This is a genomic window from Streptomyces sp. RKAG290, assembly GCF_023701695.1.
Lineage (GTDB): Bacteria > Actinomycetota > Actinomycetes > Streptomycetales > Streptomycetaceae > Streptomyces.
This window is the reverse complement of sequence record NZ_JAJOZC010000001.1, coordinates 3,607,540-3,626,926: the sequence shown is the minus strand read 5'-3', so window position 1 is coordinate 3,626,926 and position 19,387 is coordinate 3,607,540. Positions and strand designations below refer to the sequence as shown.

18 protein-coding genes and 2 pseudogenes are annotated in these 19,387 nt (G+C 72.5%); 12 read left to right on the top strand and 8 right to left on the bottom strand.

Features of this window, described 5'->3' with window-relative positions; all coding sequences use genetic code 11:
* Positions 1-53 precede the first annotated feature (53 nt).
* A complete protein-coding gene (locus LNW71_RS15810; protein ID WP_250968813.1) occupies positions 54-806 on the bottom strand; it encodes a helix-turn-helix domain-containing protein in 753 nt (250 codons plus the stop codon).
* 205 nt (positions 807-1,011) lie between these two features.
* On the opposite strand from LNW71_RS15810, the gene LNW71_RS15805 reads away from it, so the two are divergent.
* Complete coding sequence (locus LNW71_RS15805; RefSeq protein WP_250972026.1) at positions 1,012-2,175, top strand: MFS transporter; 1,164 nt, start codon at positions 1,012-1,014, stop codon at positions 2,173-2,175.
* A 29-nt stretch (positions 2,176-2,204) separates the two neighbouring features.
* Here the strand turns inward: LNW71_RS15805 and LNW71_RS15800 are convergent, their stop codons facing one another.
* Positions 2,205-2,927 (bottom strand): alpha/beta fold hydrolase, encoded by a 723-nt coding sequence (locus LNW71_RS15800; protein ID WP_250968812.1) that lies wholly within the window; start codon positions 2,925-2,927, stop codon positions 2,205-2,207.
* Between the two features lie 96 nt (positions 2,928-3,023).
* Here LNW71_RS15800 and LNW71_RS15795 point away from each other — a divergent pair, with 96 nt between their 5' ends.
* From LNW71_RS15795 to LNW71_RS15785, 3 genes are all read left to right on the top strand, one after another.
* Positions 3,024-3,509 (top strand): peroxiredoxin, encoded by a 486-nt coding sequence (locus LNW71_RS15795; RefSeq protein ID WP_250968811.1) that lies wholly within the window; start codon positions 3,024-3,026, stop codon positions 3,507-3,509.
* Positions 3,510-3,624: 115 nt separating this feature from the next.
* Entirely contained in the window at positions 3,625-4,134 is a 510-nt protein-coding gene (locus tag LNW71_RS15790; RefSeq protein WP_250968810.1) for a hypothetical protein, read from the top strand.
* A gap of 76 nt (positions 4,135-4,210) precedes the next feature.
* The gene (locus tag LNW71_RS15785; RefSeq protein WP_250968809.1) at positions 4,211-5,668 is read left to right on the top strand and encodes a flotillin family protein; all 1,458 of its coding nucleotides are present in this window, start codon (positions 4,211-4,213) and stop codon (positions 5,666-5,668) included.
* Positions 5,669-5,761: 93 nt separating this feature from the next.
* Here the strand turns inward: LNW71_RS15785 and LNW71_RS15780 are convergent, their stop codons facing one another.
* Positions 5,762-6,157, bottom strand: coding sequence for a nitroreductase/quinone reductase family protein (locus LNW71_RS15780; RefSeq protein WP_250968808.1), 396 nt, complete (start codon positions 6,155-6,157; stop codon positions 5,762-5,764).
* A 179-nt stretch (positions 6,158-6,336) separates the two neighbouring features.
* Here LNW71_RS15780 and LNW71_RS15775 point away from each other — a divergent pair, with 179 nt between their 5' ends.
* Entirely contained in the window at positions 6,337-6,807 is a 471-nt protein-coding gene (locus tag LNW71_RS15775; protein WP_250968807.1) for a TrkA C-terminal domain-containing protein, read from the top strand.
* A gap of 2 nt (positions 6,808-6,809) precedes the next feature.
* Positions 6,810-8,075 carry a cation:proton antiporter gene (locus LNW71_RS15770; protein WP_250968806.1) on the top strand — a complete coding sequence of 422 codons (1,266 nt, stop codon included), beginning with the start codon at positions 6,810-6,812 and terminating at the stop codon, positions 8,073-8,075.
* A 14-nt stretch (positions 8,076-8,089) separates the two neighbouring features.
* Here LNW71_RS15770 and LNW71_RS15765 read toward each other — a convergent pair whose 3' ends face one another.
* The gene (locus LNW71_RS15765; protein WP_250968805.1) at positions 8,090-8,644 is read right to left on the bottom strand and encodes a MarR family transcriptional regulator; all 555 of its coding nucleotides are present in this window, start codon (positions 8,642-8,644) and stop codon (positions 8,090-8,092) included.
* A gap of 131 nt (positions 8,645-8,775) precedes the next feature.
* On the opposite strand from LNW71_RS15765, the gene LNW71_RS15760 reads away from it, so the two are divergent.
* Entirely contained in the window at positions 8,776-9,372 is a 597-nt protein-coding gene (locus LNW71_RS15760) for a nitroreductase family deazaflavin-dependent oxidoreductase (RefSeq protein WP_250968804.1), read from the top strand.
* On the opposite strand, the gene LNW71_RS15755 is transcribed toward LNW71_RS15760, so the two are convergent.
* The gene (locus LNW71_RS15755) at positions 9,312-10,877 is read right to left on the bottom strand and encodes an MFS transporter (protein WP_250968803.1); all 1,566 of its coding nucleotides are present in this window, start codon (positions 10,875-10,877) and stop codon (positions 9,312-9,314) included. The genes LNW71_RS15760 and LNW71_RS15755 overlap by 61 nt on opposite strands.
* A 121-nt stretch (positions 10,878-10,998) precedes the next feature.
* A complete protein-coding gene (locus LNW71_RS15750; RefSeq protein ID WP_250968802.1) occupies positions 10,999-12,063 on the bottom strand; it encodes a helix-turn-helix domain-containing protein in 1,065 nt (354 codons plus the stop codon).
* A 367-nt stretch (positions 12,064-12,430) separates the two neighbouring features.
* Here LNW71_RS15750 and LNW71_RS15745 point away from each other — a divergent pair.
* Positions 12,431-14,439 (top strand): annotated as a pseudogene (locus LNW71_RS15745) (NAD-binding protein).
* Between the two features lie 82 nt (positions 14,440-14,521).
* Here the strand turns inward: LNW71_RS15745 and trpS are convergent.
* Positions 14,522-15,571, bottom strand: a complete 1,050-nt coding sequence (trpS, locus tag LNW71_RS15740; RefSeq protein ID WP_250968801.1) for a tryptophan--tRNA ligase — start codon at positions 15,569-15,571, stop codon at positions 14,522-14,524.
* Positions 15,572-15,829: 258 nt separating this feature from the next.
* Entirely contained in the window at positions 15,830-16,411 is a 582-nt protein-coding gene (locus LNW71_RS15735; protein ID WP_250968800.1) for a hypothetical protein, read from the bottom strand.
* A 148-nt stretch (positions 16,412-16,559) separates the two neighbouring features.
* Between LNW71_RS15735 and LNW71_RS15730 the strand changes: the two genes are divergently transcribed.
* The 4 genes and pseudogenes from LNW71_RS15730 to LNW71_RS15715 all read left to right on the top strand — a co-directional run bounded on the left by LNW71_RS15730 (position 16,560) and on the right by LNW71_RS15715 (position 19,371).
* A complete protein-coding gene (locus LNW71_RS15730) occupies positions 16,560-17,105 on the top strand; it encodes a PadR family transcriptional regulator (RefSeq protein WP_250968799.1) in 546 nt (181 codons plus the stop codon).
* Between the two features lie 73 nt (positions 17,106-17,178).
* Positions 17,179-17,466 (top strand): annotated as a pseudogene (locus tag LNW71_RS15725) (alkyl sulfatase C-terminal domain-containing protein); the annotation flags it as partial.
* Positions 17,467-17,618: 152 nt separating this feature from the next.
* Entirely contained in the window at positions 17,619-18,713 is a 1,095-nt protein-coding gene (locus tag LNW71_RS15720) for an LLM class flavin-dependent oxidoreductase (protein WP_250968798.1), read from the top strand.
* Positions 18,714-18,717: 4 nt separating this feature from the next.
* A complete protein-coding gene (locus LNW71_RS15715; RefSeq protein WP_250968797.1) occupies positions 18,718-19,371 on the top strand; it encodes a CE1759 family FMN reductase in 654 nt (217 codons plus the stop codon).
* The last annotated feature ends 16 nt before the right edge of the window (positions 19,372-19,387 follow it).

Sequence of the window (19,387 nt, the reverse complement as noted above, 5' to 3'; positions counted from 1 at the left end):
CCGCGGAGGTGCGGGCCCGGACCCGCGGGCCCGGCATGATCCGAACGAGCGGCCTACGATCCGCCCGCCGCGTAGGACCCCGGCGTGGTGCCGAAGGCGTGCCGGAAGGACTGGATGAACGCGCTCGGCCCGCTGTAGCCGCACGCCGCGGCCACCGTGGTGACCGATCCGCCCGACGCCAGCAGCGTCAGCGCGTGGTGCAGCCGCAGCTGGGTGCGCCACTGCGGGAACGACATCCCGGTCTCCGCGCGGAAGAGCCGGCTCAGGGTGCGGGGCGCCGAGCCGACGGCCTTGCCGAGCTCGGTCAGGGTCCGCCCGTCCGCCGGGTCGTGCCGCAGGATCCGGGCGATGTCCCGCAGCCTCGCGTCGGCGGGTGCCGGCAGACAGACCTCCAGGGGTTCGACCCGGCGCAGCTGGTCGAGGGCGACCCGTTCCAGGTTCCGGCGCTGCCGCTGGTCGCCGGCGAGCTCCGTGTCGTCGGTCAGGCAGGCCACGACCTCGCGCAGCAGCGGCGTGACGGCCAGCACCGTCGGGCGGTCGAGCCGCAGCGGATTGTCCAGGTGACCGAAGGTCAGCGCCCGCAGCTCCGTCGGTCCGTGGGCCCGGTGGGAGTGTTCCGCGCCGGCCGGGATCCACACCGCCCGGTGCGGCGGCACGGCCCACATCCCGAGCGGCGTGGACACCTCCAGCACCCCGCGCGACGGGCAGATGAGCTGGTGCTCCAGGTGGTGGTGCCGGTCGATGCGCTCCTGGTGGGCGAGCGGCACCCGGGTCGGCCCGTGGAGGGTGCGGCGGGTTGGCGACATAGGTCGGCAGAGTATCGCTAGCCCGCTGCGCCCTCACCCCGCGATCCTCGAAGGGACCTCAGCAAGGAGCCGCGCTCATGACCGGTCCAACGGCCCGCCCGACCACGCCCGCCACCCCTCGTCCCAGCCCGCGTCCGTGCCCCCACCGGGCCCCGGGCCCGCCCAGGAGCGGTCCGCACCGGTGTCCGCCTGGCGCCGGATGCGGATGTGGGGTGCCGCGCACGCGGTGGACGACCTCTACCAGGGGCTGGTCCCCGCCTGTGTCCCGTACTTCGTGCTGGACCGCGGCTACAGCTATGTCGCCGCCTCCGGACTCACCCTCGCGGCGGCCCTGGGCAGTTCGGTCCCGCAGCCGTTCATCGGTGTCGCCGTGGACCGCTTCCGGCTGAGCCGGCTCGCGCCCGCCGGGCTGGCCGTCGCCGGGATCGGCCTGGGCCTGTCCGGGACGGTCCGGCCGTACGCCGCGGTCTGGCTGCTCATGCTGCTGTCCGGACTGGGCGTGGCGATGTTCCATCCGGCGGCCGGCAAGGCGGCGCGGGAGGCGGCCGGGGACAGCGCGTCCGCGATGAGCATCTTCGCGGCGGGCGGCAGCGTGGGCTTCTTCCTGGCTCCGGTGCTGGCCACCCCGGCCCTCGTCGCCATGGGTGTCGGGGCGACGGCGCTCTTCGTCCCGCCGGCCGTCCTGATGGCGTTCGTCCTGCTCCGGCACCGCCCCGTCGCGGCCGCGACCCGCACGGCGGTGCGGGCGGGGCGGGACCGGTGGCGGCCCTTCCTGGTCCTCACCGGCATCTCGGTGGTCCGGTCGGCGGCGTTCCTCGGCGCGGTCACGTTCATCGAGCTGTTCTGGATCCGCCAGCTGCACTCCGGCCGGGGCCTCGCGGGCGCGGCCCTCACCTGCTTCCTCGCCGGCGGGGTCGCCGGAACGCTGCTCGGGGGCCGGATCGCCGACCGCTTCGGCATGGTCCGTACCGTCCAGCTGGGCGGCCTGCTCGCCGTGCCGGCCCTGGCGGCCCTGCGGCTGACCCCGGGCACGGTCCTTCCGCTGCTCCTCGCGGCCCTGACGGGCCTCGCGCTGAACATCCCGTTCGCCGTGCTGGTGAAGCTGGGCCAGGACTACCTGCCGAGCCGCCCCGGCACCGCGGCCGGCGTCACGCTCGGCCTGGCGGTCAGCGTCGGCGGCCTGACCGCTCCCGCGCTCGGTGCGGCGGCCCAGGCGTACGGGCCGCAGGGCGTGTTCACGATCCTGTGCGGGGTTCCGGTCCTCGCGCTGGTCCTCGGCCTGTTCCTGACCGACCCGGACCAGGAGCCGGAAGCGACGGCCGGCGGGACGGACGGCGGGACGGACGGCGGGACGGCTGCCGAAGGCTGATCACCTGCCACCGTTCCGTCTCGGCCCCGCTACTCCACCCCGCCGCAGGGCGCCGCGCTGCCGGCGTTCAGCCGGTCCAGGTCCACCGCCCCGTCCTCCGCCGGGGCCCCCGGCGGCAGCCGCAGGGCCTCGGCGACCGGCCCCGGCAGCGGTGCCCGGCCCAGCACCCCGGTGACCAGCGAGACCGTCAGCCGGTGCCAGGCGGGGGCGCGGCGGAGCATCGCGTGATCGCTGTCGTGCACGGTGACCAGACACGTGCGGGCGCCTGCCCGGCGGGCCCGTGCGGTGAGCGTGCGGGAGCCTGCCGGGCTGGTGATGCGGTCGCGCGTGCCGTGCACCAGGACGACGTCCCGCCCGTCGAGCTGGGAGACCGGGTCGCCCTCCGGACACCACGGGGCGAGGCCGACCACACCCCGTACCAGGGGATGACCGGCGGCGTGCAGCGCGGCGCGGCCGCCCATCGAGTGCCCCACCAGCACCACCGGGATCTCCCCCGCCGCGCTCCGCAGTTCGTCCAGGGCGCGCAGGACGTCGTGCAGCGGATCCGCCCGGGACCCGTTCCAGCCACGGTGCCCATAGGTCACGGCGCGCACGAGGACGTCCCCGGGCAGCGCCCGTCCCAGGGCCCGCGCGAACGGGCGCATCCGCACCGCCGGCAGGTTGAAAGGGCCGGGCAGCGGCGCCCCGAGTCCGGTCTCCCGGCCGCCGTGCAGCAGGAGTACCGCCGCCTTCGGCGGTCGTCGCTCTGTCATTCGTACCTCCGGTGCGGGTGGGCCCATCCGTGACGAGCATGCTGTACACAGCACGGGAATCACTATCGCCGCAGCATCCGGCACCGGAGGACACGCATGGGATCGTCACCGCAACTCGGTCGGCCCGTCGCCGACTTCACCCTCGCGGGAGGCGCGCTCGACGGCGACACGTATCAGCGCCGCGACTACACCCTCTCCGCGGCACGCGGCCGGGCCGTCGTCCTCGCCTTCTACCCGGGTGACAACACGGCAGTGTGCACCAAGCAGCTCTGCTCGTACTCCTCCGGCATGGAGACCTTCGACGAACTCGACGCGGAGGTCTGGGGAATCAGTCCGCAGGGGGTGGACAGCCACGAGTCGTTCGCCCGCACCCACGGTCTGCGCATGCCGCTGCTGGCGGACCCGGGCCGGGAGATCGCCCGCTCCTTCGGGGTGGCCGCGCCCGGAATCGGGGTGCGGCGTGCCGTGTTCCTGGTCGACGCCGACGGGGTGCTGCGCTGGAAGCACGTGGCGCTCCTCGGTGCCACGTTCCAGTCCCTGGACACCCTGGCCGAGCATCTGTCCGGCATCGGTAACAGGTAGAACACTGCCGGGATACGGCAGTGTCGGCGGTCAGGGTTGTATGGGACCATCCAGCCAGTTCGACGGAAATGTTCGGGGGATTCCGCGGATTCCGCAGACCGTGAGGGGTGATCACGTGACCTTGTTTCTCGGTCTCGGTATTGCGGGAGTCGCACTGCTCACGCTGTCCCTGATCTTCGACGGCATCCTCGAAGGTCTCTTCGGGGGTCTGCTCGGCGGCCTCTTCGACGGTCTGCTCTCCCTTCCCGTGATCGCCGGCTTCGTGTCGATGCTCGGTTTCGGCGGTGCCATCGTGCTCGGCACCACCGGTGCCGGCACCGCCGTCGCCATCGCCGCAGGCGGCGGCGCGGGACTGGTCGCGGCCTGGCTGACCTGGAAGTTCAGCCAGGCCCTGATGCGGGATCAGACCAATGCCACGCCGCGGGACGACGATCTGGTCGGCACTTCCGGCTCCGTGGTCACGCCCATCCCGGCAGGCGGGTACGGGGAAGTACTCCTGCAGCTGGGGGGCCACACGGTGAAGCTGTCGGCGAAGAGCCTGACGCCGGTCGCACGCGGCACCGAGATCTGGGTCGAGGCCACGCTCTCGTCCTCCTCGGTCTCGGTCCGTCCCGTCGAACGCTGAGCCGGCACGCCGGCCGGTTCACCACCGCTCGCCACACAACTGCCGTCCCCTTCGGTCGGCAGAGGGGGACACCTGTATGAGTCCAGTCCTGATCGCCATCATCGGAGTCGTCGTACTCGGCGTGCTCCTCGCCCTCGTCGTCATCACCCGCTACAAGGTCGCCGGGCCCAGCGAGGCGTTCATCATCACCGGCCGCCGCGGCAAGAAGTCCACCGACCCGGTGACCGGGCGCACCAGCATCGACAACAGCGGCCAGAAGGTCGTCGTCGGCGGCGGGGTCTTCGTCGTGCCGTTCGTCCAGCAGAAGTTCACCCTCGACCTCTCCAGCCGGCACATCCCGGTCGCCGTGCGCGGGGCCGTCACCCTGCGCGGAGTGAAGTCGCACCTCGAAGGCGTCGCGATCGTCAAGGTCGGGGGCAGCGAGGACGCCATCCGCGCGGCCGCCCAGCGCTTCCTCAGGCAGCAGAACGGCATCGTCGGGTTCACCCAGGAAGTGCTCTCCGGCGCGCTGCGGGCCATCGTGGGCCGGATGTCGGTCGAGGACATCATCCGCGACCGGGCCGCGTTCGCCGGCCAGGTGGCGGAGGAGGCCGAGGCCAGCCTGTCCGGGCAGGGCCTGATCCTGGACGCCTTCCAGATCCAGGACATCACCACCGAGGGCTCCTACCTGGAGGACCTCGGCCGTCCCGAGGCCGCCCGCGCCAAGCAGGAGGCGGACATCGCCGAGGCGATCGCCCGCCGTGCCTCGGAGCAGGCCCGGCTGAAGGCCGCCGAGGAGATCGCCATCGCCGAGCGGACGTTCTACCTCAAGCAGGCCGAGATCAAGGCCGAGACGGAAGCGGCTGCCGCGAAGGCGAACGCCGCCGGCCCGCTCGCCGAGGCCGCCCGCCAGCAGGAGGTCCTCCAGGAGCAGGAGAAGGTCGCCCAGCGCCAGGCCGCGCTGACCGACCGCGAGCTGGACACCAAGGTCCGCAAGCCCGCCGACGCCGCGCGCTACCGGGCCGAGCAGGAGGCCGAGGCCCGCAAGGTCGCCCAGGTCAAGGAGGCCGAGGCGGACGCCGAGCGCTCCCGGCTGACCGGTCAGGGTGAGAAGCTGCACCGTTCCGCGCTCGCCGACGCCGTCCGCATCGAAGGCGAGGCCGAGGCCGCCGCGATCGCCGCACGGGGTTCGGCCGAGGCCGAGGCCATGCAGAAGAAGGCGGACGCCTTCGCGCAGTACGGTGACGCGGCCGTGCTCCAGATGCTCGTCGAGGTCCTCCCGCAGGTCGTCGCCAAGGCGTCCGAGCCGCTGAGCGCCATCGACAAGATGACGGTGATCTCGACGGACGGCGCGAGCCAGCTGTCGCGGACCGTCGCGGACAACGTCGCCCAGGGCATGGAACTGCTCAGCTCCACCACGGGTGTCGACCTCGCCGAGCTGCTGAAGAACCTCAAGGGCGCAGGTCCCAAGGAGGGTTCGGCCGCAGTGCCGGCCCAGGGCGCGCAGGCCGCACCGGCCACCGCGCCGAACGGCAGGATCGAGGTCACCGACTGATCCGGCGGATCGGCGTCCGCACGTGCCCGGCCGGTTGCGCACCGCCGGGCACGTGCGCGTCCGGGCTGGCGCACGGACGACCCGCGGCCGGGCTCAGTCCGCGAGATCCACCCGTACCGTCAGCAGATCCGTGCCCAACGCCCGCACCACCGCGCTGTTGTAGGCCGGCAGGGTCCTGAGCCGGGCGCGGGCGTCGTCCTCGGGGAGCGGGTGCGCCGTGCCCTGGTGCCAGCGGCCCTTGATCCGGACCCGGACCCTCGCGTCGGCCCGGATGTTGCGTACGTACTGGGACCTGTCACCGAACTCGGAGACGAACCAGAACTCCTGGCCGGTGCGGCGGCCGCCGACCGGGGTGTGCCGCGGGAGCCCGGACGTGCGGCCGGTGGTCTCCAGGAGGATCTGCCCCCGGCCGCGCCGGGCGAGCGGATTGACCACGTGCCGCTGGAGCGACGTGACCGCCCTGAACCTCAGATCCGGAAAGCTCGCCATCGCATGCCCCTTCCGCCCGTTGCCGGGGCTCCCCGGCCGCCGGCGCGAGCTTACGACCTGTCCGGGGACGAGGCCCGGACCCGTGCCCGAAAGACGGCGGGAGCCTCCGGATAGGGTAATGGGGAGCTAAAGAGATCACCAAGAACGTCACCGCACGCCGCGCTCCTCGGGAGGAAGCCATGGGAACCCACCGCACCACGCTGCCCGGAGTCGGAGTGCAGTACGACTACACCACCGAGTCGGGACAGCACATCTCCGTCGTCGTCCACCACGACGGACGCCGGTTCATCGGCTTCTACGACCAGGACGATCCTGATTCGTGCCGGCTCTCCGTACCCCTGACCCCACAGGAGGCCACCGGGCTCGCGCACCTCATCGACGCGGCACCGATCGACGCCGTGCGGACCGAGGGCATCGACCTGGTCACCGAGCACATCCCGCTCGGGGCGCGCTCCCCCTACGGCGGCCGGCAGCTCGGGGACACCCGGGCGCGGACCCGGACCGGGGCCTCGATCGTGGCGGTGCTGCGGACCCACAGCGCACATCCGTCACCGGGACCGGACTTCCGGCTCGCCATCGGCGACACGCTCGTCGTCGTCGGTACCCGTGAGGGCGTGGACACGCTCTCCGAGATCATTGCGGAGGGCTGATCGTGCACGACACGACCGCACTGCTGGTGGAGCTCGGCTCCGTCATCCTCGGGCTCGGCATCATCGGCCGCTTCGCCGGGCGGATCGGGCTCTCCCCCATCCCCCTCTACCTGCTGGCCGGACTCGCGTTCGGCGAGGGCGGGCTGCTGCCGCTCGGCGCCAGTGAGGAGTTCACCGCCGTCGGCGCCGAGATCGGCGTCATCCTGCTGCTGCTCCTGCTCGGGCTCGAATACAGCGCCTCCGAACTCGTCACCAGCCTGAAGACCCAATACCCTTCGGGCGCGGTGGACTTCGTGCTCAACGCCACCCCGGGCGCCGTGGCGGCGCTGCTGCTCGGCTGGGGCCCGGTCGGGGCCGTGGCACTGGGCGGGGTCACCTGGATCTCCTCGTCGGGGGTGATCGCCAAGGTGCTGGCCGACCTGGGACGCCTCGGCAACCGGGAGACGCCCGTCATCCTCGGGGTACTGGTCATCGAGGACCTGTCGATGGCCGTCTACCTGCCGCTGCTCACCGCGATGCTCGCGGGCGTGGGCTTCGCCGGGGGCAGCATCGCGCTGCTCGTCGCCCTCGGCACCGTCGGGTTCGTGCTCTACCTCGCGCTGCGGCACGGGCGGCTGATCAGCCGGGCCGTGTCCTCCGACAACCCGGAGATGCTGCTGCTCGTCGTGCTCGGGCTGACCGTCCTGGTCGCCGGGGTGGCCCAGCAGTTGCAGGTCTCGGCGGCCGTCGGCGCCTTCCTGGTCGGCATCGCACTCTCCGGAGAGGTCGCGGAAGGGGCACGCAAACTGCTGACCCCGCTGCGGGACCTGTTCGCCGCCGTCTTCTTCGTGTTCTTCGGGCTCTCCACCGACCCCGCGCAGATCCCGCCGGTGCTGCTCCCGGCCGCGCTGCTGGCCGTCGTCACCGTCCTCACCAAGGTCGCCACCGGCTGGTACGCGGCCCGCCGGGCCGGCATCGGATCGCGGGGGCGCTGGCGGGCGGGCGGCACGCTCGTCGCCCGCGGCGAGTTCTCCATCGTCATCGCCGGACTGGCCGTGGCGACCGAGCCCCGGATCGGCCCCCTCGCCACCGCGTACGTCCTCATCCTGGTCATCGTCGGCCCGCTCACCGCGCGCTGGACCCAGCCGGCCGTGGCGAGAATCCAGGAGTGGCGCGGCGGGAAGGGCGGACCGTCCGGCGGGTCGGGCAACGGCGAAGGGACGCGCGCCGCGCGGCAGCCCGCGCCCGAGGCGCCCGCCGCCCGGGAGGAGCTCGGGACCGTCGGCTGAGCCCCTCCCGGCCGTCAGATGTCGTGCGGGGCGGGGAGGTCGGTTGCCCAGCCCAGCGGGTAGGCCTGCGCGCCGCACCCCGGCACGGCCGGCTCGCCGCCCGCCGCGGTGAACGCCGTCAGCGCCTCGATCAGCGCGGACCGCTGCTGGGGGGCGAGGCGTTCGACGATCGCGGCGACCTCCCGGCGGCGGCCGGCCGTGACGTCCTCGACCACCTGGAGCCCCTCGGGGGTCACCCGCAGCGCCGTCTCACGCCGGTTGGCCGGATTGACCTGCCGCTCCGCCAGGCCGGCGACGATCAGCCGGTCCAGCATGCGCATCGCGGTCGACGGGTTCACCCCCAGCCGCTCGGCGAGCGAGACCAGCTTGGCGTCCCCGTGCGTGGCGAGGACCACGAGCAGCCGGAACTGCGGCAGCGTCACCCGGTCCTCGACCGCCGCCAGCGAACGCGCGGAGACCGCCACCAGCAGCCTCGACGCCGTCAGCACCGCCCGCGTCACCGCATCGACGTCGTCCTCCCCGCCCGGGGCGGACGGTCGTCCCTCGGATGCCTGTTCGTGAACGGCCATCCCTCTTTGTACCGTGCCGGGCAGCCGTACTCGAATCCGCACCGGGCAGGATTCGCGAAGGTATCGGGCCAGTCCTGCAACCACCCTGTCCGGCGGTTCCGAAGATCTTTTGATTGTGCAACGTTTGCACAGTGACGCATCAACCCGCAGCTTCGTCCGGCCCCCAGCACCCGGCCCCGCCGACCGGCTGGCGACGCACCGTCGTCCGGCTGCCGATCCACATGTTCCGCGCAGGGCTCGGACCGCTGTTCCGGAGACGTCTGCTGCTCCTCGTCCACATCGGACGCACGTCGGGGCAGCCCCGGCGGACCGCGATCGAGGTCGTCGAGTCCGCGACGGTGGACGGCCGGCGGAGCTGGACGGTGGCGTCCGGATTCGGGCCCGCGGCCGACTGGTACCGCAACCTGAAACGTACGCCGCAGGCCACCGTGCAGGACGGCCGCCGGTTCCACGCGGTGACGGCGGCCGACCTGCCGGCCGAGGAGGGCGGCGAGCTGATGGTGCGCTACGCGCCGCGTCACCCCCGGGTCGCGCGGCGGCTCTGCGCGTACATGGGGTTCACGGTCGACGGCAGCGCGGAGGGCTACCGGCGGGTGGGCGAGTCCATTCCGTTCGTCCGGCTGACGGAGGGCGCCCGGCCGCCGGCCGCGACCGCCGAGCGGGACTGTCAGGCCCGCGCCGGTTCGGGTTCGTCCGTCCGGTGGGGGCGCGGCGCGCCCCGGCGGTAGAGGATCACCGTGATCAGCATGCCGAGGGCGAAGAAACCCGCGGACCACCAGTAGGCGGTGGAGTAACTCTCCAGCTGGGCCTGGGCGACGGCTGCCGGGGTCGGCTTGCGGCCGACCAGGTAGCTGGTCGCCGCACTGGTGGCGAGGGTGTTCAGCAGCGCCGTACCGATGGAACCGCCGACCTGCTGGCTGGTGTTGACCATCGCCGAGGCCACGCCCGCGTCCCTGGCCGCCACCCCGGCGGTGGCCAGGTTCATCGCGGTGGCGAAGACCATGCCGAGCCCGAGGCCCAGGCAGATCAGCGGCGGCAGCACATGGGCGAAATAGCTGCTGCTCAGGTTCAGGGTGGTCAGCCACACCATCGCGGCCGCCGCGAGCCCCATGCCGAGCGGCACGATCGGCTTGGCGCCGAACCTGGGCACCAGCACGTTGGTCGTCGTCACGGACGTCACGATCATGACGACGACCATCGGGATGAACGCCAGACCGGTGGAGACCGGCGAGTAGGACAGGCTCTTCTGCAGGTAGTACGTGAGGAAGAGGAACACCCCGAACATGCCGCCGCCGGAGATGAACATCGCGAGGAACGACGCCCCGCGGTCCCGGTCGAGCACCACCCGCATCGGCAGCAGTGGGTGGGCGGCCCTGGTCTGCCACCAGGCGAACGCCACCAGGAGCAGCGCACCGGCCAGCAGGAACCCCCAGGTCTGCACCGAACTCCACGGATGCGTCTCGGCGTTGGAGAACCCGAACACGATGCAGAAGAGACCGGCCGAGACCAGCAAGGTCCCCGGGATGTCGAGCTTCGGGCGGTCGACGGGCGCACCCGCGGTCAGCAGGCGCCAGCCGCCGACGAAGGCGACGAACGCGAAAATCAGGTTCACGTACAGGCACCAGCGCCAGTTCAGGTACTCGGTGAGCACCCCGCCGAGCAGCAGACCCACCGCACCGCCCGCACCCGCGATGGCGCCGTAGATACCGAACGCCTTCGCCCGCTCCTTGGGAACGGTGAACGTCGTGGTGAGCAGGGAGAGCGCGGCCGGTGCCAGCAGCGCGCCGAACATGCCCTGCAGGGCCCGGGCCAGCACCAGGATCTCGAAGCTGGGGGCGGCGCCGCCGATCGCCGAGGCCACCGCGAAGCCGACCAGCCCGATCAGGAAGACCACCCGGCGGCCCACCAGGTCGGCGATCCGGCCGCCGAGCAGCAGCAGCGAACCGAAGGCGAGGGCGTACGCCGTCACGACCCACTGCCGGTTCCCGTCACTGAAGCCGAGGTCCTGCTGGGCGGAGGGCAGCGCGATGTTCACGATCGTCGCGTCGAGCACCACCATCAGCTGGGCCAGCCCGATCACCCCCAGCACCCACCACCGGTGGGACGGGCCGCGCTCCTGGCCCGGCGCGGTCCGGGAGGGCGCCGCCGTCCGCCCCGCGCCCGCCCCCGGTCCGTAGCCGTCGTCCGGTCCGTCCCCGGCCGATTCCCGTGACTGACGTGAATGTCGGGCCATGGTGCGGATCTCCCTCGCTGCGCACGCCGGATCCCCCGAGTGATCACGCTAGGCGGAGGTCTCCGTCCCCGCATTCGGGGTGCGGCGGAAGGGCCCGGCGACGGGCTCGGGCAGCGGGGGCTCACACCTCGTTCGCGGGCCAGTCCAGGAGCCGCGCCCCGATCACCGCGGTCTGCAGTGTGTAGCGGTGCATCGGGTCGGACGGGTCGGAGCCGGTCAGCTGGTGGATCCGCTCCAGCCGGTAGGTGAGCGCCCGCACGCTCAGCGCCAGCCGGCGGGCCGTCTCGGCCGCGACACAGCCCGCCTCGAAGTACACGGAGAGCGTCTTGAGCAGGGGCTCCGCGCCGCCCCGCGCCTGCTGGAGCGGGCCGAGCTCGCTGCGCACCAGATCGGCCATCGCCTGCCGGTCCCGGGTCAGCACGGGGTAGACCAGCAGATCGGCGGAGTACAGCACCGGATCGTCGAGGTCCATCCGGTCCGCCAGGTCGAGCGCGGCGAGCGCCTCGTCGTACGACTGGACCACGCCGCCGGGGCCCCGGTGGGCCCGGCCGACGGCCACCCGGCCGCCGTCCGTCGCCGCATGGGCCTGCTTGGCGAAGTACCGCAGGACATCGGGCTGGTTTCCCGGCGCGATGCAGATCAGCCGGCCGTCCTTCGTCGTGAGCAGGATCTTGCGGCCGCCGAACCTGGCCAGCAGCGCCGACTCCACATGACGCGGCACGGCATCCGTCTCGGTGTACGCGTCGGGGCCCGTCGCCACCGCCACCGCGTGGGCGCGGGAGAGCCGCAGCCCGAACCGGGTGGCCCGCTCGGCGAGCCGGCCCAGGTCGCTGCGCCCGTACAGCAGATCGTCGATGAACTCCCGGCGGGCCGCCTCCTCCCGCCGCACGGTGAGCCGCTGCGCCCGCTCGAAGCCCTCGGCGAACGCGTCGACCGCCTGCTCCATCGCGAAGAGCACGCTGTCCGCGGACGCGGACGCGGCGGTGGCCGGCCAGGCGGTGCGGGACTCGGCCAGGTGCATCCGGACCAGGGCGCGCAGCTGGTGCCCGGCCTCGGCGGCAAGCCTGCCCAGGGCGCGGCGGGTGTCCAGCTCCTCCCGGGTGACCCGGCGGCCGGTGAGGGCGACGTCGCGGAGTATTCGGGCATAGCCCTCCAGGAAGCTGTCGGGAATCTCCGGCTCCGGCACGCGCCGCCTCCTGTTTGCTGATTCGTCACTGACATTTGCACAACGCATACGGACCGGTGCCGGTGCCCGGCACCGAGGCTGGGGAAAGACTGCCGTACTCCGGCAATGCGGCGGCCCGGCCACGGGTGACACGATCCGGTCAGCACCGGCCGGGAGACCACGGGGGAGACACCCGGGGGTGCACGGGGGACGGGGAAAGGCCCGGCTGCTGCGGCGCCGCCGACGGCGGCGCCGCAGCACCGGGGACAGCACCGGACCGGGTGCGCCGGCAGCGGCTCGTGGCCATGATCGCCTTCCCGCCCCGCGCCCGGCGGTCCGGAACACCCGGGGGCCGCCGGCGGCAGCGAGCACGGGAAGGGAACGGGGCATGCTGGGACCTGTGCCTCCACTTCCCCAGCAGCCCCAACGCTCCCCGTTCTCCGGCCACATGGTCGTCTGCGGCGACGACGCGCTCGCCCAGCGGCTGGCCGTCGAACTGCGCTACGTGTACGGGGAGCGGGTTACCCTCGTCCTGCCGCCGGGGCCGGACGCGAGACGGCCGGAGCTGCCGCTGACCGGGCGGGGGCGGGCGGCCGCCCTGTTCGGCCGGATGTCGTCGGCGATGAACCGCAACGGCGGCAACGGCGGCGGAAACGGGGACGGCGACACCAACGCCGGCGTGGAGGCGGTACGCATCCTCCAGGCGGCGGAGCCCTCCGACGAGGCCTTCGAGGAGGCGGGCGTCGACACGGCCGCCGCACTGGCCCTCGTCTACGACGACGACGAGCGCAACATCCGCGCCGCGCTCACCGCACGGCGGCTCAACCCCCGGGTCAGGCTGGTGATCCGGCTCTACAACCGCAAGCTCGGCCAGTATCTGGAGACCCTGCTCGACCAGGCGGCCGCCGTCACCTCGCCCGGTGCCGGGCAGAGCGCACTGGACGCCTCCACCACGGTCCTGTCCGACGCCGACACCGCGGCCCCCGCCCTCGCGGCGACCGCACTCGCCGGGTCCAGCAAGGTGATCCAGGCGGAGGGCCTGCTCCTGCGTGCCGCCGAGCGCACCCCGCCCCGCAACGGCCAGGCCGCCGACCCCGGCCTGTGCACGCTGGCCCTGCTCTCCTCCACCACGCACGACCCGGCCGGCACCGAGGGCTCCGACAGCAGCGGCGACGAAGGCCCCCGGCTGCTGCCCGACCGGGCCGAGGTGGCCGCCGCCACCGGGCGCGGAACCATCGTCCTGGAGGCCGTCAGCCAGACCGGCCCGGCCGGGCCGACACCCAGGATGGGCGGCAGGAGCGCACCGCTGAGCCAGTTCTTCTCACGCCGGCTGCGCTGGTCGGCGCTGGGGGTCGGCCTGGCCGTCCTGGGCCTGGCGGTGGCGTCCTCGTTCACCACCGGCGACGATCCGCTGCACGCCACCTATCTGACCCTGCTCGACCTGTTCGCGATGGGCGATCCGGCCATCGGCGACCCCACCGCCCGTCAGGTCATCCAACTGCTTTCCGGTGTGGCCGGGTTGATGTTGCTGCCGCTGCTCGTCGCCGGGGTGCTGGAGGCCTTCGGCTCGCTCCGTACGGCCTCCTCCCTGCGCCGCCCGCCGCGCGGCCTCTCCGGACACGTGGTGCTGCTCGGCCTCGGCAAGATCGGCACCCGCGTCCTCGTCCAGCTGCGCGAACTGGGCATCCCCGTGGTGTGCGTGGAGGAGGACCCGGACGCCCGCGGCATCCCGGTGGCCCGGCGACTGCACGTGCCGGTGGTCATCGGCGACGTCACGCAGGAGGGCGTGCTGGAGGCCGCGAAGGTCCAGCGCTCCCGCGCCATGCTCGCCCTGACCAGCGCGGACACCACCAACCTGGAGGCGGCGCTGTACGCCCGCTCGGTCAAGCCGGACCTGCGGGTGACGCTGCGCCTGTTCGACGACGAGTTCGCCACCGCCGTCTACCGCACGCTGCGCACCGCCCACCCGCAGGCCCTGACCCGCTCCCGCTCGGTCTCCCATCTGGCCGCACCCTCGTTCGCGGTCGCCATGATGGGCCGGCAGATCCTGGGCGCGGTGCCGGTCGAGCGGAAGGTGATGCTGTTCGCCGCGGTCGAGGTGGCCGGGCATCCGCAGCTGGAGGGCCGGACGGTGGAGCAGGCGTTCCGCTCCGGTGCCTGGCGGGTCCTCGCCCTGGACGTGGCCCCGCCGGGCGACCGCCGCCCGGACACGGCGGCCCCCGCCCCGCTCCCCCGGCCCCCGCAGCAGGCCAGGGCACCGAGGAGCGCCCCGGCGGCCTGGTGTGGAACCTGCACCCCGGCTACGTGCTGCGGCCCACCGACCGGGTGGTCATCGCCGCCACCCGCCGCGGTCTGGCCGAACTCCTGGGCAGGCGGGAGTCGTTGACGCCCCGCTGATGCCGCGCCGGACGCGTAGGGTCTTGCGGCCGGCCCCACTGATGCCGCGCTCCCTTATCCGGCCTGATCCGAACGAGAGGCCCTAGACCGGGCTCCCCATCGCCTCGCGCACCTGCGCCAGCGTCGCGTCGGCCTCGGCGTTGGCGCGCTCGTTCCCGGCCCGCAGCACGGACCGCACGTACCCCATGTCCCTTGCGTACTCCGCCCGTCGGGCCCGCATCGGGGCCAGCCGGGTGTTGACGGCGTCGGTCACCGTCCGTTTCAGCGCCGCCGCGCCCCCGCCGCCGATCTCCTCGGCCACGGCGTGCGGGTCGCGGCCCAGGCAGAGCGCGGCCAGCAGCACCAGAGCGGACACTCCGGGCCGCCCCTCGGGGTCGTACGTGATGTGCCGGTCGGCATCCGTTCTCGCGCCCTTGACCAGCCGGGCCGTCTCGTCCGCATCGGCGCTCAGCGCAAGGGAGTTGGCGCGGCTCTTGCTCATCTTGGTGCCGTCGGTGCCGAGCAGCAGCGGCGCGGTGGAGAGCAGCGCCTCGGGTTCCGGGAAGACCTGCCCGTAGCGCTCGTTGAACCGCCGGGCGACGGTCCTGGTCACTTCGAGATGGGGCAGCTGGTCCTTGCCGACCGGCACCAGATTGCCCTTGCAGAACAGGATGTCGGCGGCCTGGTGGACCGGGTAGGTGTACATCAGGCCGCTGACGGAGGCCTGCCGGGAGTGCGCGATCTCGTCCTTGACCGTGGGGTTGCGGCCCAGTTCGGCGACGGTGACCAGGCTGAGGAAGGGCAGCAGCAGCTGGTTGAGGGCGGGCACCGCACTGTGGTTGAAGATCACCGAACGGGCCGGGTCGATGCCGACGGCCAGGTAGTCCAGCAGCAGCCCCTCCGTCGTCGCGGTCAGCCGTTCGGCCACGTCCCGGTCGGTCAGCACTTGGTAGTCGGCGACGAGGACGAACACCTCCACGCCGGCCTCCTGGAGCCGCACCCGGTTGTGGAGCGTGCCGAAGTAGTGCCCCAGGTGGAGCGCGCCGGTGGGCCGGTCGCCGGTCAGGACGCGGAAGCGTGCGGGGTCCTGCCTGATCCGCTCCTCGAGAGCGGTGGCCGTGCCGGGGGACGCCTCGGCGTATGTCGTGGTCATGAGTGGTCTCTCCTCGCGTCGGTGTGTGCGTGGAGGACGGCCCGCCGGGCCCGGAACACGTACCGGAAGCCGGACCCGTACCGGAAGAGGGCAGAGAAAAAGGGCCGTCCATGTCGAACGGCCCTGGTCCCGCGCAGAAGAGGTGGCCGCTCCTAGGAGGAGCGCCACCAGTTCCGGCACGGTACGGAGGTCATGCGCAGAGTCTAGGGTCTTTCGCCCGGATCAGCGCTGCGTGATTCGGACGGGAGACCCTGGCGGTCACTCTGCCGTGCGCGCCGGCGCGGCGGCGACGAACCGGGCGCGGGCGATCTCCGGGTAGCGCACGGTGAACAGGATCGGCACGGCGATGCAGACGACGGTCAGGACGGTGCGGGCGGTGCTGTTGTCCGGCTGCGCGTGGTGCAGCCACGCCGAGCCGGCGCCGCCGACGGTGAAGGCGACGGCCCAGACCGCGGTGATGACGGTGTTGACCCGGCGGAACAGCGGGCTGTCCCAGTGCTCGGCCGCGACCGTGGTCCGCGCGATCCCCATCGTGAACGGCTTGCCGATGGCGAGCGACCCCCAGGCCAGCAGGGCCAGCCACAGGGACGACCCGGCCGAGGAGTAGTCCGTCACGAGGTCGGAATCCGGTGCGGCGAAGGCGGCGGCGGTGCACACTGCGAAGTAGAGGGCCGCGCCGGTCTCGATGACGAGTGCTGCCCAGTCGCTGCCCGCCCGCCGCTGCACCACGATCAGGGCGAGGGCGAGCACCAGCCCGGCCAGCAGGGCGTACCTGATGTCGATGGTGCCGACGAGCACGCTGACTGCGATCCACGGAAGAAAGCTGCGCAGGTACGCCATGAGAAGTCCCCCTGTTGCATACGGACGAGTGCCGGTTCGTGCGGAGTGCCGGTGACCGGCCGCCTCACGTTCCTGGACTGACATGTCAAACATAGAAGGTGCGCGTCCGACATGTCAATAGTGGAATGTCGGAGGTAAAGTAATCCCCATGAGCCTTCGACACGCACTCCTCGGCCTGCTCGCGGAAGGACCGGCCAGCGGCTACGACCTGCTGGGCACCTTCCGTACGTCACTCGCGCACGTCTGGCCCGCCACCCAGAGCCAGATCTACACGGAGCTGACCAAGCTCGACGCCGCAGGCCTGACCCGGGTCGCGTCCGAGGGCCCGCGCGGCCGCAAGACGTACGAGCTCACCGAGGCGGGCCGCGCCGAACTGCGCGAGTGGCTCCTGGTGGTCACCCCGAACGGCTACCGCCGCAACGACATCCTGCTGCGGGTCTTCCTGCTCGGCGCGGTCGAATGGGAGGAGGCCCGCGAGTTCCTGCACAGGCGAACGGAGTTCGCCCGCGCCCGGCACGCCGAGTTCCAGTCCACGGACAGTGCCACCGACTGGGACGACAGCGACCTGTCCGTCTACGGCCGGCTCACCCTGGAGTGGGGCAAGCGGTTCATGCAGATGCAGGCGGAGTGGAGCGAGTGGGCGGAGCACGAGATCGAGGCGGCCCGAGCCGCCGAGGCCGCCGGCCGGGAGTGAGCGCGGTGGGCGCGGCCGTCCGGACAAGAGTGATGAAGTGCGCAAGTAACCCGACTGGGGGGTCGACGGGCCGCGCGCCTGGGACCAGGACCTGGTCATCGACCTGGTCCTCACCAACAAGCACACCCGCCACCGCCTCACCCTGCACAACGGGGCGCCGACCCAGCGCGCCACCGAGGACGCCGCCCCGGCCCGGACCCCGGCGAGCCTGTCCCTCACGCTGACCAGGCCGCAGCTGCTCGGCGTGTTCGCCGGGCGCGGGCTCGACGGGATCGCGACCGAGGGCGATCCACAGGTGCTCGCCACCCTGTTCTCACTGCTGGCCGAGGCCGACACCTCGTTCCCGATCGTCACCCCGTAGGGAACGCCGGCCTTCGAACCGAGCGGGGTGGACCACTCCCCGCCCGGTTCCTCGCGACGGCGGAATAGGACAGCAGGGTGCTCGGTTGTAGGGTGTGTTCATATAGTTCAACGTTCAACCATTACCGTTGAAGCACTCTGGAGGCGGGCGCCATGCAGTTCGGGATCTTCACCGTCGGAGACGTCACCACCGACCCGACGACCGGCACGACACCGAGCGAGCACGAGCGGATCAAGGCCACCGTCGCCATCGCGCGGAAGGCCGAAGAGGTCGGCCTCGACGTGTTCGCGACCGGCGAGCACCACAACCCGCCGTTCGTCCCGTCCTCGCCGACCACCACGCTCGGCTACATCGCCGCCCGCACCGACCGCATCATCCTGTCCACCTCGACCACCCTGATCACCACCAACGACCCGGTGAAGATCGCCGAGGACTACGCCACGCTCCAGCACCTCGCCGACGGCCGCGTCGACCTGATGATGGGCCGCGGCAACACCGGTCCGGTCTACCCCTGGTTCGGCAAGGACATCCGCCAGGGCATGCCGCTCGCCGTCGAGAACTACGCCCTGCTGCACAGGCTGTGGCGCGAGGAGGTCGTGGACTGGGAGGGGAAGTTCCGTACGCCGCTGCAGTCCTTCACCGCGACCCCGCGCCCGCTGGACGGCGTGCCGCCGTTCGTCTGGCACGGCTCGATCCGCTCCCCGGAGATCGCCGAGCAGGCCGCGTACTACGGCGACGGCTTCTTCCACAACAACATCTTCTGGCCCATCGAGCACACCAGGAAGATGGTGAGCCTCTACCGGCAGCGGTACGCGCACTACGGGCACGGCACCGCCGAACAGGCCATCGTCGGCCTCGGCGGCCAGGTGTTCATGCGGAAGAACTCCCAGGACGCCGTACGGGAGTTCCGCCCGTATTTCGACAACGCACCGGTCTACGGACACGGTCCGTCGATGGAGGAGTTCACGCAGCAGACGCCGCTGACCGTCGGCTCCCCGCAGGAGGTCATCGAGCGGACGCTGTCCTTCCGGGACGCCGTCGGCGACTACCAGCGCCAGCTGTTCCTGATGGACCACGCGGGGCTCCCGCTGAAGACGGTCCTGGAGCAGCTCGACATCCTCGGCGAGGAGGTCGTCCCGGTGCTGCGGAAGGAGTTCGCCACCCTGCGTCCGGCCGGCGTACCGGACTCCGCACCCCTCCACCCGGCCGTCGCCGCGGCCGCCACCACCGCAACGAAGGAGAGCTGACGCCGTGTTCGCCACCGAACCGCTGAGGATCGTCGCCGTCTCGGCCGGGCTGAGCAGCCCCTCGTCGACCAGGCTGCTGGCCGACCGGCTGGCCGCGGCCGCCCGGGAGCGGCTGGACGCGGAGCAGGACCGCCCGGTCGAGGTCCGGGTGATCGAGCTGCGCGACCTGGCCGTCGACATCGCGGGCCACCTGGTGACCGGATTCCCGTCGGCCACCCTGGAGGAGGCGATCGGCGCGGTGACGGGGTCGGACGGGCTGATCGCCGTCAGCCCGGTCTTCACCGCCTCGTACAGCGGACTGTTCAAGTCGTTCTTCGACCTCGTCGAGAACACCGCGCTGACCGGCAAGCCCGTCCTCGTCGCGGCCACCGGCGGCACCGCCCGCCACTCGCTGGTGCTGGAGCACGCCATGCGTCCGCTCTTCGCCTACCTGCGGGCCGTGACGCTGCCGACCTCGGTGTACGCGGCGTCGGAGGACTGGGGCTCGTCCGGCGACGAGTACACCGAGGGCCTGCCGGCCCGCATCCGGCGCGCGGGCGGCGAGCTCGCGAGTGCGATCACGGGCGGCCGGGCCGTCTCCGGAGCGTCCAGGGCCCTCGGACTCGACGACGAGGTGGTCCCCTTCGAGCAGCAACTGGCCGGACTCCGGCGGGCGTGACCAGCCGCGGACGGGC

Coding starts and splice junctions, on each gene's coding strand:
- LNW71_RS15755 (WP_250968803.1), bottom strand. CDS start 10,877: ATGGCCCGACATTCACGTCAGTCACGGGAATCGGCCGGGGACGGACCG.
- LNW71_RS15800 (WP_250968812.1), bottom strand. CDS start 2,927: ATGACAGAGCGACGACCGCCGAAGGCGGCGGTACTCCTGCTGCACGGC.
- LNW71_RS15810 (WP_250968813.1), bottom strand. CDS start 806: ATGTCGCCAACCCGCCGCACCCTCCACGGGCCGACCCGGGTGCCGCTC.
- LNW71_RS15785 (WP_250968809.1), top strand. CDS start 4,211: ATGAGTCCAGTCCTGATCGCCATCATCGGAGTCGTCGTACTCGGCGTG.
- LNW71_RS15735 (WP_250968800.1), bottom strand. CDS start 16,411: ATGGCGTACCTGCGCAGCTTTCTTCCGTGGATCGCAGTCAGCGTGCTC.
- trpS (WP_250968801.1), bottom strand. CDS start 15,571: ATGACCACGACATACGCCGAGGCGTCCCCCGGCACGGCCACCGCTCTC.
- LNW71_RS15780 (WP_250968808.1), bottom strand. CDS start 6,157: ATGGCGAGCTTTCCGGATCTGAGGTTCAGGGCGGTCACGTCGCTCCAG.
- LNW71_RS15765 (WP_250968805.1), bottom strand. CDS start 8,644: ATGGCCGTTCACGAACAGGCATCCGAGGGACGACCGTCCGCCCCGGGC.
- LNW71_RS15720 (WP_250968798.1), top strand. CDS start 17,619: ATGCAGTTCGGGATCTTCACCGTCGGAGACGTCACCACCGACCCGACG.
- LNW71_RS15795 (WP_250968811.1), top strand. CDS start 3,024: ATGGGATCGTCACCGCAACTCGGTCGGCCCGTCGCCGACTTCACCCTC.
- LNW71_RS15775 (WP_250968807.1), top strand. CDS start 6,337: ATGGGAACCCACCGCACCACGCTGCCCGGAGTCGGAGTGCAGTACGAC.
- LNW71_RS15805 (WP_250972026.1), top strand. CDS start 1,012: ATGTGGGGTGCCGCGCACGCGGTGGACGACCTCTACCAGGGGCTGGTC.
- LNW71_RS15730 (WP_250968799.1), top strand. CDS start 16,560: ATGAGCCTTCGACACGCACTCCTCGGCCTGCTCGCGGAAGGACCGGCC.